The 14,649-nt window shown below is 72.3% G+C and carries 19 protein-coding genes; 13 read left to right on the forward strand and 6 right to left on the reverse strand.

Translation table 11 applies throughout. From position 1 onward, the window contains the following. Positions 1-111: 111 nt before the first annotated feature. On the forward strand, positions 112-975 hold the full coding sequence (locus tag ACZ66Z_RS30995; protein WP_469938789.1) for a phosphatidylinositol-specific phospholipase C: 864 nt from the start codon (positions 112-114) through the stop codon (positions 973-975). A 103-nt stretch (positions 976-1,078) separates the two neighbouring features. Here the strand turns inward: ACZ66Z_RS30995 and ACZ66Z_RS31000 are convergent, their stop codons facing one another. The 5 genes from ACZ66Z_RS31000 to ACZ66Z_RS31020 all read right to left on the reverse strand — a co-directional run bounded on the left by ACZ66Z_RS31000 (position 1,079) and on the right by ACZ66Z_RS31020 (position 6,301). After that, positions 1,079-2,473: a sensor histidine kinase gene (locus ACZ66Z_RS31000; RefSeq protein ID WP_469938791.1), complete on the reverse strand. Its 1,395-nt coding sequence runs from the start codon at positions 2,471-2,473 to the stop codon at positions 1,079-1,081. Further along, the gene (locus ACZ66Z_RS31005; protein WP_469938792.1) at positions 2,470-3,210 is read right to left on the reverse strand and encodes a response regulator transcription factor; all 741 of its coding nucleotides are present in this window, start codon (positions 3,208-3,210) and stop codon (positions 2,470-2,472) included. The genes ACZ66Z_RS31000 and ACZ66Z_RS31005 overlap by 4 nt, the downstream gene beginning before the upstream one ends. Before the next feature lie 20 nt (positions 3,211-3,230). Then, positions 3,231-4,340, reverse strand: coding sequence for a S1C family serine protease (locus ACZ66Z_RS31010; RefSeq protein WP_469938794.1), 1,110 nt, complete (start codon positions 4,338-4,340; stop codon positions 3,231-3,233). Positions 4,341-4,441: 101 nt separating this feature from the next. Next, a complete protein-coding gene (locus ACZ66Z_RS31015; RefSeq protein ID WP_356900886.1) occupies positions 4,442-5,467 on the reverse strand; it encodes a LacI family DNA-binding transcriptional regulator in 1,026 nt (341 codons plus the stop codon). A 24-nt stretch (positions 5,468-5,491) separates the two neighbouring features. Continuing rightward, positions 5,492-6,301, reverse strand: a complete 810-nt coding sequence (locus ACZ66Z_RS31020; RefSeq protein WP_469938796.1) for a winged helix-turn-helix transcriptional regulator — start codon at positions 6,299-6,301, stop codon at positions 5,492-5,494. Positions 6,302-6,520: 219 nt separating this feature from the next. Here ACZ66Z_RS31020 and ACZ66Z_RS31025 point away from each other — a divergent pair, with 219 nt between their 5' ends. The 8 genes from ACZ66Z_RS31025 to ACZ66Z_RS31060 all read left to right on the forward strand — a co-directional run bounded on the left by ACZ66Z_RS31025 (position 6,521) and on the right by ACZ66Z_RS31060 (position 11,640). After that, entirely contained in the window at positions 6,521-7,339 is an 819-nt protein-coding gene (locus ACZ66Z_RS31025) for an alpha/beta hydrolase (protein ID WP_469938797.1), read from the forward strand. Between the two features lie 70 nt (positions 7,340-7,409). Continuing rightward, positions 7,410-7,664 (forward strand): MoaD/ThiS family protein, encoded by a 255-nt coding sequence (locus ACZ66Z_RS31030; RefSeq protein ID WP_469938799.1) that lies wholly within the window; start codon positions 7,410-7,412, stop codon positions 7,662-7,664. Continuing rightward, complete coding sequence (locus ACZ66Z_RS31035) at positions 7,600-8,820, forward strand: hypothetical protein (RefSeq protein WP_469938801.1); 1,221 nt, start codon at positions 7,600-7,602, stop codon at positions 8,818-8,820. Before ACZ66Z_RS31030 ends, ACZ66Z_RS31035 begins: the two co-directional genes overlap by 65 nt. 107 nt (positions 8,821-8,927) lie before the next feature. Continuing rightward, positions 8,928-9,614, forward strand: a complete 687-nt coding sequence (locus ACZ66Z_RS31040; RefSeq protein WP_469938803.1) for an LmeA family phospholipid-binding protein — start codon at positions 8,928-8,930, stop codon at positions 9,612-9,614. 196 nt (positions 9,615-9,810) lie between these two features. Then, complete coding sequence (locus ACZ66Z_RS31045; protein WP_350497993.1) at positions 9,811-9,891, forward strand: putative leader peptide; 81 nt, start codon at positions 9,811-9,813, stop codon at positions 9,889-9,891. Positions 9,892-10,075: 184 nt separating this feature from the next. Then, positions 10,076-10,915 (forward strand): sulfurtransferase, encoded by an 840-nt coding sequence (locus ACZ66Z_RS31050; protein WP_469938804.1) that lies wholly within the window; start codon positions 10,076-10,078, stop codon positions 10,913-10,915. A gap of 43 nt (positions 10,916-10,958) precedes the next feature. Beyond that, the gene (locus ACZ66Z_RS31055; RefSeq protein ID WP_389307668.1) at positions 10,959-11,249 is read left to right on the forward strand and encodes a DUF1416 domain-containing protein; all 291 of its coding nucleotides are present in this window, start codon (positions 10,959-10,961) and stop codon (positions 11,247-11,249) included. A 127-nt stretch (positions 11,250-11,376) separates the two neighbouring features. Then, complete coding sequence (locus tag ACZ66Z_RS31060) at positions 11,377-11,640, forward strand: DUF3099 domain-containing protein (protein ID WP_469938806.1); 264 nt, start codon at positions 11,377-11,379, stop codon at positions 11,638-11,640. A gap of 22 nt (positions 11,641-11,662) precedes the next feature. On the opposite strand, the gene ACZ66Z_RS31065 is transcribed toward ACZ66Z_RS31060, so the two are convergent. After that, positions 11,663-12,025 (reverse strand): DsrE family protein, encoded by a 363-nt coding sequence (locus ACZ66Z_RS31065; protein WP_469938808.1) that lies wholly within the window; start codon positions 12,023-12,025, stop codon positions 11,663-11,665. A gap of 103 nt (positions 12,026-12,128) precedes the next feature. On the opposite strand from ACZ66Z_RS31065, the gene ACZ66Z_RS31070 reads away from it, so the two are divergent. The 4 genes from ACZ66Z_RS31070 (at position 12,129) to ygfZ (ending at position 14,627) form a co-directional block, all read left to right on the forward strand. After that, complete coding sequence (locus ACZ66Z_RS31070) at positions 12,129-12,368, forward strand: hypothetical protein (RefSeq protein WP_469938810.1); 240 nt, start codon at positions 12,129-12,131, stop codon at positions 12,366-12,368. Positions 12,369-12,596: 228 nt separating this feature from the next. Further along, positions 12,597-13,169 carry a heme-binding beta-barrel domain-containing protein gene (locus tag ACZ66Z_RS31075; RefSeq protein ID WP_469938812.1) on the forward strand — a complete coding sequence of 191 codons (573 nt, stop codon included), beginning with the start codon at positions 12,597-12,599 and terminating at the stop codon, positions 13,167-13,169. 44 nt (positions 13,170-13,213) lie between these two features. Next, positions 13,214-13,651 carry a Fur family transcriptional regulator gene (locus ACZ66Z_RS31080; RefSeq protein ID WP_469938813.1) on the forward strand — a complete coding sequence of 146 codons (438 nt, stop codon included), beginning with the start codon at positions 13,214-13,216 and terminating at the stop codon, positions 13,649-13,651. A gap of 10 nt (positions 13,652-13,661) precedes the next feature. Continuing rightward, positions 13,662-14,627, forward strand: coding sequence for a CAF17-like 4Fe-4S cluster assembly/insertion protein YgfZ (gene ygfZ / locus ACZ66Z_RS31085; protein WP_469938814.1), 966 nt, complete (start codon positions 13,662-13,664; stop codon positions 14,625-14,627). Positions 14,628-14,649 lie beyond the last annotated feature (22 nt).

A 14,649-nucleotide genomic window follows, 5' to 3' on the forward strand; every position in this document is an offset into this window, starting at 1 on the left:
CCGCGCACCCGCGCAAGACGCGTGTGCCATACGTCCGTATAGGGCGATCGTCCGGGAAGGTGCGTGCACGGGTCTGGCAGGGGCACGTCAAACACTGCCATAGTGCGGGCCATGGACCGACGACGCTTTCTCGCGGGCGCCGCCGCAGCCGGTGCCGCCCTCCTGGTGGGCACCCCTTCCGCCCGGGCGGCCACCGCCCTCGGGACCCAGGACTGGATGGCTGCCCACGGCGACCCCACCCCGCTCCAGAAGCTCACCATCCCCGGCACGCACGACTCCGGAGCCCGGTTCGGCGGCCCCTGGAGCGAGTGCCAGAACACCACCGTCGCCCAGCAGCTGGACAGCGGTGTCCGGTTCCTGGACGTGCGGTGCCGGGTGACCGGTGGGTCCTTCGCCATCCACCACGGGGCCTCCTACCAGAACATGATGTTCGGCGACGTCCTCGTCGCCTGCCGGGACTTCCTCGCCGCCCACCCCTCCGAGACCGTCCTCATGCGGGTCAAGCAGGAGTACTCCGAGGAGTCCGACGCCACCTTCCGCGCCGTCTTCGACGACTACCTCGACCGGCGCGGCTGGCGCTCCCTGTTCCGGATCGGCGACACCCTGCCCCTCCTCGGCGAGGCGCGGGGCCGGGTCGTGCTGCTCGCCGACAACGGCGGCCTCCCCGGGCTGAGGTGGGCGGACCCGGCCGTCTTCGCCGTCCAGGACGACTGGAACGCGCTGCCCGACGCCAAGTACCCCAAGATCCAGGCCCACTTCCGCGCCGCCGTCGCCCAGCCCGGCCGGCTCTACGTGAACTTCGTCAGCACCTCCGCCTATCTGCCGCCCCGCTGGAACTCCGACCGGCTCAACCCCTGGGTCCACGGCTTCCTGGACGGCTCGGAACTGGCCGGACGCGTCGGCCTCGGGATCGTGCCCCTGGACTTCCCCCACACCCGGGCGGGGCTGGTCGAGGCCCTCCTCCGGCACAACTAGCGGGCGGCCTCCCGCGGGCGTGCCGGGGCGTGGGGCGGCACCCGGGCACCCGGGCAGCCGGGCCAGCCGGGGTTTAGGCCGTGGTCGCCCGTGGAGCCGGCCCTCACAGCTCCGGCGGCGGCGTCGGTGCCCCCGGCAGGCGCAGCCGCGCCACCGTGCCGCCGCCCTCCGCCGGCTCCAGCGACACCGTGCCGCCCGCCTGCCCGACCGTACGCGCCACGATTGACAGGCCCAGGCCCGAGCCCGGCAGGCTCCGGGCCGACGGGGAGCGCCAGAAGCGGTCGAAGACGTGCGGGAGTTCGTCCGGGGCGATGCCGGGCCCGTGGTCGCGGACGGTCAGCTCGCCCCGCATCAGGGTCACCTCGACCGTGCCCCGGGGCGGCGAGAACTTCACCGCGTTGTCCAGGACGTTCACCAGGGCCCGTTCGAGCGCCGGCGTCTCGGCCCGTACGTACCAGGGCGCGAGGTCCGTGACGAAGGTCAGCTCCGGACCGCGCAGCCGCGCCCGGTCCAGGGCCGTCCGCAGGATCGTGTGGAGCGGCACCACTCCGAGGGGCCCCGGCTGCACCGCGTCCGGGCGGGCCAGCTCCTGGAGGTCGCCGATCAGCGCGGCCAGCTCCGTCATCTGCGCCTTCACCGAGGCCATCAGGGCCCGCCGGTCGTCCGGCGGGATCGCCCGGCCGGTCTCCTCGCTGCGCGCGAGGAGCTCGACGTTCGTACGGAGGGAGGTCAGGGGCGTCCGCAGTTCGTGGCCCGCGTCCGCGATGAGCTGCGCCTGCCGGTCCCGGGAGCTCGCGAGCGCCGCCGTCATCGCGTTGAAGGAGCGGGACAGCCGGGCGATCTCGTCCTCGCCCTCCACCGGGATGCGGACGGTCAGGTCCTCGGTCGCGGCGACGTGCTCGACCGCGCCGGTCAGGCGGTTCACCGGTTCGAGTCCGGTCCGCGCGACCCACAGGCCGACCGCGCCCGCGCCGACGACGCCGATCCCGGAGACCAGGAGCAGCACCCAGCGGAGCGTGGACATCGAGTTGTCGATCTCGGAGAGCGGACGGGCGAGGGAGACCCCGAACAGCCCGGCGGGGCTGTCCTGCGGGTAGGTGTAGACCCGCATCTCGCGCCCGGAGGCGTCCTTCACCGTGTGCAGGACGTACTCCAGCTGCCCGCGCGCCACCGCGAGGTCGCCGGCCCCGGCGGGGATCGCGGCCTCGCCCGAGGTGCACACGCCGCCGTCGGCGAGGACGACCTGCACCGTGTACGAGCCGCCCACCGGCGGCGGTGCCGTGCCCTCCCGGCACATCGCCAGCAGCCTGTTCACGCCGTTCGCGTCCAGCCGGGTGCTGTGCAGCGAGGAGTCCAGCTCGGTCTCCAGCTGCGCCCGCGTCACGAACCAGCAGGCCGCCGACACCGCCGCCACCGCCACCGCCACGGCGAACGCGGTGAGCAGCGCGAGCCGTGACCGCAGCGGGCGGGAGCGGAACCAGGCCACGGGCCCCTTCACTCCCCGCCTCCTCCGCGCAGCGCGTAGCCCACGCCCCGTACGGTGTGGACGAGGCGCGGCTCGCCGCCGGCCTCGGTCTTGCGCCGCAGATACATCACGTACACGTCCAGGGAGTTGGAACTGGGCTCGAAGTCGAAGCCCCACACGGCCTTCAGGATCTGCTCCCGGGTCAGGACCTGGCGCGGGTGCGCGAGGAACATCTCCAGGAGCGTGAACTCGGTCCGCGTCAGCTCCACGGTCCGCCCGCCCCGGGTCACCTCGCGCGTGGCCAGGTTCATCCGCAGGTCCTCGAAGGCCAGGACGTCGTCCTCGGCGGGGGCGGCGGACGCCGAGGCGTAGGAGCTGCGGCGGAGCAGGGCCCGGATGCGGGCGAACAGCTCGTCCAGCTCGAAGGGCTTCACCAGGTAGTCGTCCGCGCCGGCGTCGAGCCCGGTGACCCGGTCGCCGACCGTGTCGCGGGCGGTGAGCATCAGGATCGGCACGGTCGAGCCGGCGGCCCGGATCCGACGGGCCGCCGTCAGCCCGTCCATGCGGGGCATCTGGACGTCGAGGACGACGAGATCGGGGGCGTACGACTCCATCGCGGCGAGCGCGTCGAGCCCGTCGACGGCGTCCCGCGTCGCGTACCCCTCGAAGGCGAGGCTGCGGCGCAGGGCCTCCCGCACGGCGGGCTCGTCGTCGACGATGAGGATGCGCTCGGCTTCGTGCTGCTGTCCCGGCAAGGGCTGTCCCGTCATGGGGGCAGCGTCCCATGCGTTCAGTTGTCGCCGCCCGAGCGGAGGGCGTCCAGGTCGGCCTTCACCGTGTCGATCGGGATCGCGAATCCGAGGCCGACGCTCCCGGCGGTGGAGCCGCCCGAAGAACTGGGCGAATACATGGCCGAATTGATTCCGATGATCTCGCCGTTCATATTGATCAACGCGCCGCCGGAATTCCCCGGATTGAGCGAGGCGTCGGTCTGGATCGCCTTGTAGGTGGTCTTCGACGAGCCGGTGTCGCCGTTGAACTGCTGCCCGCCGAACTCGAACGGCCAGCCCTCCCGCGGGTCCCACTGCTGCCCGCCCTGCTGCTGGTCCCGGCCGCTTCCGTCGTCGTCCTTGGCCACGGTCACGTCCCGGTCGAGCGCGGAGACGATGCCGCTGGTGACGGTGCCGGTCAGGCCCTCGGGGGAGCCGATCGCGACGACCTCGTCGCCGACCCTGGTCTTCGAGGAGTCGCCGAGCGAGGCGGCCTTGAGCCCGGAGGCGCCCTGGAGCTTGATCAGGGCGAGGTCCTTGTCGGGGTCCGTGCCGACGACCTCGGCCCGGTAGGTCTTGCCGTCGCTGAGCTGCACCGTGACGGAGGAGGCGCCGGAGACCACGTGGTTGTTGGTGACGATCTCGCCGTCGGAGGTGATGATCACGCCCGAGCCGGTGGACTTGCCGGAGCCCGAGGTCGCGGAGATCTCCACGATGGAGGGGGAGACCGCCTCGGCGACCCCGGCGACCGTGCCCTTGGTGCCGGTGGAGACGTTGGTGCCGCTCACGACGGGGGCGGAGGCGCTCGCCGGGGCGTCGGAGGTGAGCTGCTGCACCAGCGTGGCCGTGCCGCCGCCGACCGCCGCGGCCGCGATGGCCACGGCCGCCATGAGCCCGACCCCGCGCCTGGTGCGGCGGCGGGGCGAGGGGGCCGGGGCGGGGACGGCGGCGACGAGGGGCGGGTCCACCGGTGGCGGCACGTGACCGCCGGAGGGCCAGACGGTCGTGCCCGGCCCGGTGGTGATCGGCTGCGTCGGCTCGTACGGCCCCTGCGTCGGCCGCGTCGGCTCGTACGGCGGCCTCGGCGGGTGGTACGGCTGCTGGGGCTGCTGCTCCTGGAAGTCCGTCATGGCTATGACTCTCGGAGCCGTACATGAGAACCGTCTGAGGAGCGGCTGAGAAGCCCGACAGAACCCCGTATGTCCCGTATGAAGAGGGGCCCGTGGGTCTTCTACTCGTGGCAGCCGCAGGAGCGGCGGACTATCAGGGCCGACGGGAAGAGCTTCACGCGCTCGCGGCGCGAGCCCGACACGCGGACCGAGTCGTCGAGGACCAGGTCCACGGCCGCCCGGGCCATCGCGGGGCGGTCCGAGGAGATCGTGGTCAGCGGCGGATCGGTGAGCGCCGCCTCCTTCACGTCGTCGAAGCCCGCGACCGCCAGCTCCGTCGGCACCTCGATGCGCAGCTCGCGGGCGGCCCGCAGGACGCCGAAGGCCTGGTCGTCGGTGGAGCAGAAGATGGCCGGCGGCCTGTCGGGTCCGGCGAGCAGCTTCAGGGCGACCTGATAGGCGTCGTACCGGTTGTACGGGGCCTCGAAGAGCCGGCCCTCGGTCGAGCGGCCCGCCTCCAGCATGGCGCGCCGCCAGCCCTCGACGTGGTCGGCGACCGGGTCGCCGACGGCCGGGGTGTTCGGGACGCCGCCGAGGCACGCCACGTACGGGTGGCCGTGCTCCAGGAGGTGCCGGGTGGCGAGCTGGGCGCCGCCGATGTCGTCGGTCACGACGGCCACGTCGTCGATCGCCTCGGGCCGCTCGTGCAGCAGCACCACGCGCGCGTCCCAGGCCTCGATCTCGCTCGCGGCCTGCTCGCTCATGCCCTGGCTGACCAGGATCAGCCCGGAGACCCGCATCCCGAGGAAGGCCCGCAGGTAGTGGACCTCGCGCTCGGTCCGGTAGTCGGAGTTGCCGACGAGGACCATCTTCCCGCGCTCGGCGGCGGCCTGCTCGACCGCGTGCGCCATCTCGGCGAAGAACGGCTGCCGCGCGTCCGGGACGATCATGCCTATGAGGTCGGTGCGGCGGGAGGCCATCGCCTGGGCCACCCGGTCGGGCCGGTAGCCCAGCTCCTTGATGGCGGCGAGGACACGCTCGCGCGTGGCCGGGGCGACCGGCCGGGGTCCGTTGTTAATGACGTAGCTCACGACCGCGGTAGAAGTACCTGCCAGTCGAGCTACGTCATCCCGCGTCACCTTGGCCACGCGCGGCAGTCTACGCGGGGGGACCTACCTACCGGCAGGTCGCACTGTGGCATCCGCCACGTTCCTGTCCTCCGGGCGGGTGAGGCCCTCCGTGGCGCCCTTGACGCGGCCGCCCGCACGGGCCCCCTCCTTGGCACGGGCCTCCTCCGCCGCCCGCTCCACCTTCTCGGGCGCGACGAAGCGGTAGCCGACGTTCCGGACGGTGCCGATGAGGGACTCGTGCTCGGGGCCGAGCTTGGCCCGCAGCCGCCGCACGTGGACGTCGACCGTACGGGTGCCGCCGAAGTAGTCGTACCCCCACACCTCCTGGAGGAGCTGGGCGCGCGTGAAGACCCGGCCCGGGTGCTGGGCCAGGTACTTGAGCAGCTCGAACTCCTTGAAGGTCAGGTCCAGGACCCGGCCCTTCAGCTTCGCGCTGTACGTCGCCTCGTCGACCGACAGGTCGCCGTTGCGGATCTCCATCGGGGAGTCGTCGGAGACGATCTGCTGACGGCCCGTCGCGAGCCGGAGGCGCGCCTCGACCTCGGCGGGGCCCGCCGTGTCGAGGAGGACGTCGTCGATGCCCCAGTCGGCGGTGACGGCCGCGAGACCGCCCTCCGTGACGACCAGGACCAGCGGACAGCCGGGCCCGGTGGAGCGCAGCAGCTGGCAGAGCGAGCGCACCTGCGGGAGGTCGCGCCGGCCGTCGACGAGGATCACGTCCGCGCCGGGGGTGTCCACGAGCGCGGGCCCCTCGGCGGGGGCCACGCGTACGTTGTGCAGCAACAGGCCGAGGGCGGGGAGCACCTCGGTCGACGGCTGGAGGGCGTTCGTCAGGAGCAGCAGAGAACTCATCGCGCGCCACCTGCCCAGGTCGTCTTCGGTCCGTGGTGCGTCGTTCGCTCGTCCATGACGTCGGTTCCTCCTCGGTCCCTGCGAGGACGTCTACGTGTGCTCACGTGTGGCTCTCGCGCCCCGAGAGCTTTTGTTCATCCATCCGTAACAACGGTCGGAAAACACAAAAGGACCCGGGGGCTGCGTTGCCCGGATCCTCTGGCAAGCAGAATAGCCCACATGAGTTCCGAGGCAGAGGGCCGATTTCACATGGTGGATGTTTCCTCGCTCACTTCCGTCCACCCCCGGATGCCCCGGCGCGCGATGCTGCACACCGAGGACGGTGTCCGGATCGAGGCGGTTTACGAGCCCTCACGGGCCAGTGTCACCGATACGGCCGTCGTCCTCGCCCACGGCTTCACCGGGTCGGCCGACCGGCCCGCGGTCCGGCGCGCCGCCGGAGCCCTCGCGGAGCGGGGTGCGGCCGTCGTCACCTTCTCCTTCCGCGGACACGGCCGTTCGGGTGGCCGCTCCACCGTCGGCGACCGGGAGGTCCTCGACCTGTCCGCCGCCGTCCGCTGGGCCCGTGAGCTCGGCCACGCGCGCGTGGTGACGCTCGGCTTCTCCATGGGCGGCTCCGTGGTCCTGCGCCACGCGGCCCTGGAGCGGGGGACGGAGGCCCGTGCCGACGCGGTGGCCGCCGTGTCCGCGCCCGCCCGCTGGTACTACCGGGGCACGGCCCCGATGCGCCGCCTCCACTGGGTGGTCACCCGGCCGGCGGGCCGCCTCGTCGGCCGGTACGGGTTCGGCACCCGGATCGACAGCAGGGCCTGGGACCCCGTGCCCCTGTCCCCGGTGGAGGCGGTCCCGCTGATCGCGCCGACCCCCCTGCTGATCGTGCACGGCGACCGCGACGCGTACTTCCCGCTCGACCACCCGCGCATGCTGGCCGCCGCGGGCGACGCGGAGCTCTGGCTGGAGCGGGGCATGGGCCACGCCGAGAACGCGACCGACGAGAAGCTGCTCGCCCGCCTCGGGGACTGGCTCACGCGCGCGTAGCCGGGACCGGCCCGCGCGCGCATGGCTCATGATGGAGGGCGGCGCGCACACGAACGAAGGGAGCGCCGCTATGGCAGCGGGAACCATCCGCTACTGGGCCGCGGCCAAGGCCGCCGCCGGTGTCGCCGAGGAGCCGTACACCGCCGGAACCCTGGCCGAGGCACTCGACGCGGCCCGCGCGCAGCACCCGGGCGAGCTCGTCCAGGTCCTCAAGCGGTGCTCGTTCCTGGTCGACGGCGACCCCGTCGGGACCCGGAGCCATGAGACCGTACGGCTTGCCGAGGGCGGCACGGTCGAGGTGCTCCCCCCGTTCGCAGGAGGGTGAACCCCAGAGCATGAGCAACGACCAGTACTACGGCGGGCAGCAGCACGACCCGTACGCGAACGGGCAGGAACAGGGTCCCGACGTCACCCAGACGTGGGAGGGCCAGACCTGGGACACCTCGTACCAGCCGGCCGTCTCGTACGACCGGATCCAGGCCGCCCGGGCGCAGCCGCAGCCCCAGGCTCCCGCGCACCACCACGGGACCCAGGAGGCGCACCGGCAGCCGTACGAGCAGCCTTACGAGCAGCCGTACGCGTCGCACGGCGGGCCCGCCGCGTACTACGCGGAGCCCGTGGGCGAGCCGGAGCCCGCGCCGGTGGCCGCCCCCGCGGCCCCGCCCGCCCCCGCGGCCGACGCCGGGCCCGCCTACTCCTCGCCCACCACCTCCGGGCACACCCGCCTCACCGACGCCCAGCGCGCCCGCGCCGAGGGCCGCTCGCCCGTGATCGAGCCCGGCATGCGGCCCGCCGCCCTCACCGCCGTCCTCGGCCTGCTGCTCGCGGGCGGCGCCTCCCTCGGCCCGTACGGGCTCCTCGTCCCGCTCGTCCTGCTCCAGGGCCTCACCGCCGCCGGCTGGTTCCGGCTCAACGGCATGTGGCCCGCCCGGCAGGGCATCGCCCTCGCCTTCCTCGGCGGTCTCGTCGCCGACGCCGCCCTGCTCGCCACCGGCCGGGAGCACGCGGCCGCCGCGATCCTGGGCACCCTCGGCGTCTGGGTGCTGCTCTGCCTCGTCCTCCAGCTGCGCAGCCACGCCGACCCCGACGAGCGCATGTACGGCCTGATGGCCACCATCGCCTCCGCCGCCCTGACCGTCGTCGCCACCGGGCACCTCGGCGCCGCCCCGGACGCCGTGGTCGTCGGCGGGATCGCGGTCGCCGCCGCCGTCCTCGCCCGGGCGCTGCCGCTGCCCGGACCGGTCTCCCTGGTCGTGGCCCTGCTCGCCTCGGCGGGCGCCGGGATCGCGGCCGGCGGCCTCACCGGCCTGGGCGCCTCCGGGGCGCTGCTCGGCCTCGGTGCCGGGGTCTGCGCGCTGGTCGGCCTGCGGGCGGCCAGCTACGACTACCCGTCGCGCTTCGTCCACATGACCGCGGGCGTCGCGCTGCCGCTCACCGCCGCCGCGCCCGCCGTCTACCTGCTGGGCCGGGCCCTGGTCTGACCTGCGGCCCGTCCCGGGGACGGGAACCAACCGGCCCCCCGACACGTCGATCTTCGTGTCGGGGGGCCGGAACTTTCAGGGAACCACTACGGGGGGACGCGCAGCCCATGCGAGCACTGCGGATTCTGTTGATCGTGGCCGTCGTGCTGGGCGGGATCCTCGTCGGGATCGACCGGCTGGCCGTGGCGTACGCCGAGTCGGAGGCGTCGAGCCGGGTGAAGCTCTCGGCCGCCACCAGCGACTCCGTCGACGTCGACATCAAGGGCTTCCCCTTCCTCACCCAGGTCGCGGACAAGCGGTTCGACGAGGTCGACGTGCGGGCGACCGGCGTGCGGGCGAAGGCGGGCGACAAGGACGTCCGGGTCGGCGAGCTCACCGTGGTCCTGCGGGACGTGACCGTGACCGGCGACTGGGCGGGCGCGAGGGCGGGCTCGGCGAGCGGCACGGCCCTCATCTCGTACGCGGACCTCACCGCCGCCTCCGACCACGAGGCCACCGTCGCCTACGGCGGGAACGGCAAGGTGAAGGTCACCGGCAGCGTGAACGTCCTGGGCCGCACCCTGACCCGTTCGGTCCTGTCCACGGTGACCGTCGTGAACGGCGGCACCATCCGGGTCCGCGCCGACGAGGTGCCGGGTGCCGGCATTCCGGGCGTGGAGGACCTGGTGCGGGCGCGCACCGACTTCGACCGCCCGATCGGACTGATCGCCGGCATGAAGGTGGAGAAGGTCGAGCCGCGTCCGGACGGTCTGGCGGTCCTCGTGAGCGGCGAGGACGTCGCCCTGGAGGGCTGACGGGGACCCGGACGGTGCCCGTCGGCCACATGCTGAGACGGGGCCGTCCGATCCGTAGAAGACGAAGCGGACGCCTCGGCGCGGAGGCGTCCGGAGCCGACCCGTACCGTGATCACGTCTCGCATCTCGGACGATCGCGTCTCAAAATACGACACACCGGTGACACGGCCGCCTGTCCGTCCCTACGATCGAGGGCATGAAGCGACAGGCGGATCTCACGAAGCGGCGGGCAGTAGACCTGTGCCGCGTCGCCGCCATGCTCTGTCGCTCGGTCTGAGCGGGACGCCGACTCCCGTATCCCCCAGGCCCGTCGACCGAAGTCCCCACCGACCGACGTCGGGGCCGCCCTGTGCAGAGCCGTACGCACGTCCGCTGTCCGTACGCCACGCGACGACGCGTACCGCAGCACGCACCCGCACCACCGCAGCACACCCCCGCACACTGCCCCGGAGGAGAACAGCATGGCTCGCAGCGACGTCCTGGTCGACGCGGACTGGGTCGAGGCCAACCTCGACAACCCGCAGGTCGCCATCGTCGAGGTCGACGAGGACACCTCGGCCTACGAGAAGAACCACATCCGCAACGCCATCCGCATCGACTGGACGAAGGACCTGCAGGACCCGGTCCGTCGCGACTTCATCGACCAGGAGGGCTTCGAGAAGCTCCTCTCGGCCAAGGGCATCGCGAACGACACCACGGTCGTCCTCTACGGCGGCAACAACAACTGGTTCGCCTCCTACGCCTACTGGTACTTCAAGCTCTACGGCCACCAGGACGTCAAGCTCCTCGACGGCGGCCGCAAGAAGTGGGAGCTCGACTCCCGCGACCTCGTCGCAGAGGTCCCGACCCGCCCGGCCACCGAGTACAAGGCCAAGGCCCAGGACGCCTCGATCCGCGCCTTCCGCGACGACGTCGTGTCCGCGATCGGCGCCCAGAACCTGGTCGACGTCCGCTCGCCCGACGAGTTCTCCGGCAAGCTGCTCGCCCCGGCGCACCTTCCGCAGGAGCAGTCGCAGCGCCCCGGCCACGTGCCGAGCGCCCGCAACATCCCGTGGTCGAAGAACGCCAACGACGACGGCACCTTCAAGTCGGACGACGAGCTCAAGGCCCTCTACGAGGCCGAGCAGGTCGACCTGGCGAAGGACACCATCGCCTACTGCCGCATCGGCGAGCGCTCCGCGCTGACCTGGTTCGTCCTGCACGAGCTGCTCGAGGTCCCGAACGTCAAGAACTACGACGGCTCCTGGACCGAGTACGGCTCCCTCGTCGGCGTGCCGATCGAGCTCGGCGCCAACAAGTAATCCGGTCGCGCGACCCCGAACCCCCTAGGACAGGACAGAGAACATGTGTGGAGCTCAGGTCGGCGGCCCCGACGTCAGCACGCTCAAGCCCGGTGAGACGGCCATCCAGGGCCAGGTGACCAAGGACGGCGAGCCCGTCACCGGTTACGTGCGCCTCCTCGACGGCTCCGGCGAGTTCACCGCCGAGGTCCCGACCTCGGCCACCGGTCAGTTCCGCTTCTACGCGGCGACCGGCGAGTGGACCCTCCGCGCCCTGGTCCCCGGTGCCCAGGCCGACCGCAAGGTCGTCGTCACCGAGGCCGGCGGCCTGACGGACGTGGCCATCGCGGTCTGATCCGCGAGCGCGGTGACGCACCGCACCCGAACGGCCGGAGGGCCGTGCCTCCTGGGGGGTTGGACGCCATTCCAGGACCTGAGGCACGGCCCTTCGGTCTGTTCCGTTCCGGTCGTACGCTGAAGGTGTGTACGCGCGACGTCGGCACGTCTACTTCTGGATGATGGGCGTCTGCCTGGTGCTTTTCGTGGGCGCCTGGGCCGTCGTGCGCCTCTTCTCGATGCCCGTCGCCATCGGCATGTGCGTCGTCGCCATGGTCATCCCCCCGGTCGCCGCGATGATCGCGAACCGGCGGGGCCCGGAGGACCGCTGGTGGGACGATCCTTCGGGCGACCCGAAGTCGGACGAGTGGTGGGACGAGCTGGACGGCAAGAAGCGCCGGGAGCCGTGAGCGGGGCGGGGGCGCGTCGACGTCAGTAGACGAGGGTCTGGGCCTCGTCGGACATCGCTTCCTGGACGAAGACCTGGGCGCCGGCGATGCGCACGCCGTCCAGGACGTCCTCCTCCGTGATCTCGCGGCGGGCCGCGCACTGCGTGCAGAGCGTGATGCGGCCGGCCGCCAGGATCGAGTCGATCAGGTCCGGCAGCGGCGCCGCGTGCGGGAGTTCGAACTCCGCCGCGCGGCCGGGGAGGGCGAACCAGGAGGACTCGCCGGTCAGCCAGAGCGAGACCTCGACGCCGCTGGCGACGGCGACGGCGGCCACCGTGAAGGCCTGGGAGCAGCGTTCGGGGGCGTCGGCCCCTGCGGTCACCTTGATCACGAGCTTCTTCGCCATGTGCCGAACTGTAATGCGCGGCACTGGAACCCCATGCGCCCCTCGCGTGTCGGCTGTGTGCGCGGGTGACGGAATCCGCGCTTCAGGTCTCGTGGGGGGACTCTTGGGCATCGAAGAAAGTATCCAAAATACGGATACCACATCACCACCCGAGCCGGAGACGGTCGCGGAACCCGCACCTCCGGTCCGTCGACCGTGCCGCCGGGCCCTCCGTACCGTCGGACTGGTCGCCGTCGCCGCCGTCCTCGGCCTCGTCGGCGGCACCGCCGAGACCCGGAGGGGCGGCGCACTCACGGTGCCGTTCCCGCAGACGGTCGCGCTCCAGGCACAGCTGCTCGGCTAGCCGTGCCCCGCCAGACCCACCTCACGGGGTGGGCCGGACTCCCGCCCACTAAGCTGGGGTCCGGCCCGTTCCGCCTTCACCGCTCAGTCGAGGAGCACCCCATGATCGCTTTCTTCGAAACCCTCCTGGTCCTGGTCGCCGTCGGCGTGATCGCCTTCGCCGGTCTGACCGTGAAGAAGCTGTACCAGGGCCAGCGGTAACCACCTCTAGAGAACGCCAGAGCTGCTCATGATCGAGATCCCGTCCGACCTCAACCCGGACCTCGTCCCCCTCGCGTTCCTGCTCGGTACGTGGGAGGGCGCGGGCGTCTCCGACTTCCCCGGCGCCGAGAAGTGCAACTTCGGCCAGTCCGTGACCTTCAGCCACGACGGCCGGGACTTCCTCGAGTACACCTCGCACTCCTGGGTCCTCGACAACGACGGCAACAAGGTCCGCCCGCTGGAGAGCGAAAGCGGCTACTGGCGGATCGACAAGGACCGCAAGGTCGAGGTCGTCATGGTCCGTGACCAGGGCATCGTCGAGATCTGGTACGGCGAGCTCGCCGACCAGAAGCCGCAGATCGACCTGGCGACGGACGCCGTCGCCCGGACCGCGGCCTCGGACGCGTACAGCGGCGGCAAGCGCCTCTACGGCTACGTGAAGAGCGACCTGATGTGGGTCGGCGAGAAGGCGACCCCCGAGGTCCCGCTCCGCCCGTACATGTCGGCGCACCTGAAGAAGGTCGTGACGCCGGAGGAGGTCGCGGAGATGGCCCGCAACCTGCCCGACATGCCGGACGACGGCATCGCCTTCTTCCGCTAGACGCACCGGGGTGCGACGCGCCGCGCCCTCCTACACTGGAGGGCGTGGTGAGCACCGACTGGAAGAGCGACCTGCGGCAGCGCGGCTATCGGCTGACGCCGCAGCGCCAGCTTGTCCTGGAAGCCGTGGACAGGCTGGAGCACGCGACCCCGGACGACATCCTCGGCGAGGTCCGCAGGACGGCCTCCGGGGTGAACATCTCCACCGTGTACCGGACCCTGGAGCTCCTGGAGGAGCTGGGTCTGGTCAGCCACGCGCATCTGGGGCACGGCGCCCCGACGTACCACCTCGCCGACCGGCACCACCATCTGCACCTGGTCTGCCGGGACTGCTCCGAGGTGATCGAGGCGGACGTCGAGGTGGCCGCCGAGTTCACCGGGAAGCTCCGCGAGACCTTCGGGTTCGAGACGGACATGAAGCACTTCGCGATCTTCGGGCGCTGCCGGGACTGCTCGAACAGGGATGCTGCCGCCGAGTCGTAGGCTCTGTCGTATGAAGAGCCCTCTGTTGTCCCTGCCCGGCGCCGTCCCCGCCGAAGGCCGCGACGAAGGCGTCGCCGCGCACTACGGCGACCTGTTCCGCGAGCAGCGCTCCCTCGCCGAAGGCGACGGCTTCGTCGACCTCTCGCACCGGGGGGTCGTCGCCGTCTCCGGCGACGACCGGCTGAGCTGGCTGCACCTGCTCGTCACCCAGCACCTGACCGAGCTGCCGCCCGGGCAGGCGACCGAGGCGCTGATCCTCTCCGCGAACGGGCACATCGAGCACGCCCTGTACCTCGTCGACGACGGCGAGACGGTGTGGGCGCACGTCGAGCCGGGAACGCGCGAGGAGCTGCTCGCGTACCTGGAGTCGATGAAGTTCTTCTACCGGGTGGAGGTCGCCGACCGCACGGAGGACCTCGCGGTCGTCCACCTCCCGGCCGGCTCCATCGCCGCGGTGCCCGAGGGCGTCGTCGTACGGGAGACCCCGCACGGCCGCGACCTGTTCCTGCCCCGTGCCGACCTGGAGTCCTTCGCGGCCTCGCACGGGCCGGCCGCCGGGATCCTCGCGTACGAGGCGCTGCGGGTCGAGGCGCACCGGCCGCGGCTCGGCTTCGAGACCGACCACCGGACCATTCCGCACGAGGTCGGCCTCATCGGCAGCGCCGTCCACCTCCAGAAGGGCTGCTACCGGGGGCAGGAGACCGTCGCCCGGGTGCAGAACCTGGGGAAGCCGCCGCGCCGCCTGGTCTTCCTGCACCTGGACGGCAGCGAGGTCCTGCTGCCCGCCCACGGCACCCCGCTCCGGCTCGCGTCCGACGGCGAGGAGGGCCGCCAGCTCGGCTTCGTCACGACGGCCGTCCGCCACCACGAACTGGGGCCGATCGCCCTGGCCCTGGTGAAGCGGAACGTCCCGGTGGACGCCCCGCTGATCGCCGGCACGACGGCGGCGGCACAGGAGACGGTCGTCGAGCCGTAGAGGGTCGTCGGGCCGTGGACGG

The organism is Streptomyces sp. NPDC107498 (assembly GCF_055582805.1).

Excerpts from the sequence above, each read along its gene's own strand:
- ACZ66Z_RS31035 (WP_469938801.1), top strand. The coding sequence starts at position 7,600 with ATGAGACCGTACGGCTTGCCGAGGGCGGCACGGTCGAGGTGCTCCCCC.
- ACZ66Z_RS31075 (WP_469938812.1), top strand. The coding sequence starts at position 12,597 with ATGATCGAGATCCCGTCCGACCTCAACCCGGACCTCGTCCCCCTCGCG.
- ACZ66Z_RS31020 (WP_469938796.1), bottom strand. The coding sequence starts at position 6,301 with ATGAGTTCTCTGCTGCTCCTGACGAACGCCCTCCAGCCGTCGACCGAG.
- ACZ66Z_RS31055 (WP_389307668.1), top strand. The coding sequence starts at position 10,959 with ATGTGTGGAGCTCAGGTCGGCGGCCCCGACGTCAGCACGCTCAAGCCC.
- ygfZ (WP_469938814.1), top strand. The coding sequence starts at position 13,662 with ATGAAGAGCCCTCTGTTGTCCCTGCCCGGCGCCGTCCCCGCCGAAGGC.
- ACZ66Z_RS31010 (WP_469938794.1), bottom strand. The coding sequence starts at position 4,340 with ATGACGGACTTCCAGGAGCAGCAGCCCCAGCAGCCGTACCACCCGCCG.
- ACZ66Z_RS31050 (WP_469938804.1), top strand. The coding sequence starts at position 10,076 with ATGGCTCGCAGCGACGTCCTGGTCGACGCGGACTGGGTCGAGGCCAAC.
- ACZ66Z_RS31030 (WP_469938799.1), top strand. The coding sequence starts at position 7,410 with ATGGCAGCGGGAACCATCCGCTACTGGGCCGCGGCCAAGGCCGCCGCC.
- ACZ66Z_RS31005 (WP_469938792.1), bottom strand. The coding sequence starts at position 3,210 with ATGACGGGACAGCCCTTGCCGGGACAGCAGCACGAAGCCGAGCGCATC.
- ACZ66Z_RS31045 (WP_350497993.1), top strand. The coding sequence starts at position 9,811 with ATGAAGCGACAGGCGGATCTCACGAAGCGGCGGGCAGTAGACCTGTGC.
- ACZ66Z_RS30995 (WP_469938789.1), top strand. The coding sequence starts at position 112 with ATGGACCGACGACGCTTTCTCGCGGGCGCCGCCGCAGCCGGTGCCGCC.
- ACZ66Z_RS31040 (WP_469938803.1), top strand. The coding sequence starts at position 8,928 with ATGCGAGCACTGCGGATTCTGTTGATCGTGGCCGTCGTGCTGGGCGGG.
- ACZ66Z_RS31025 (WP_469938797.1), top strand. The coding sequence starts at position 6,521 with ATGAGTTCCGAGGCAGAGGGCCGATTTCACATGGTGGATGTTTCCTCG.
- ACZ66Z_RS31065 (WP_469938808.1), bottom strand. The coding sequence starts at position 12,025 with ATGGCGAAGAAGCTCGTGATCAAGGTGACCGCAGGGGCCGACGCCCCC.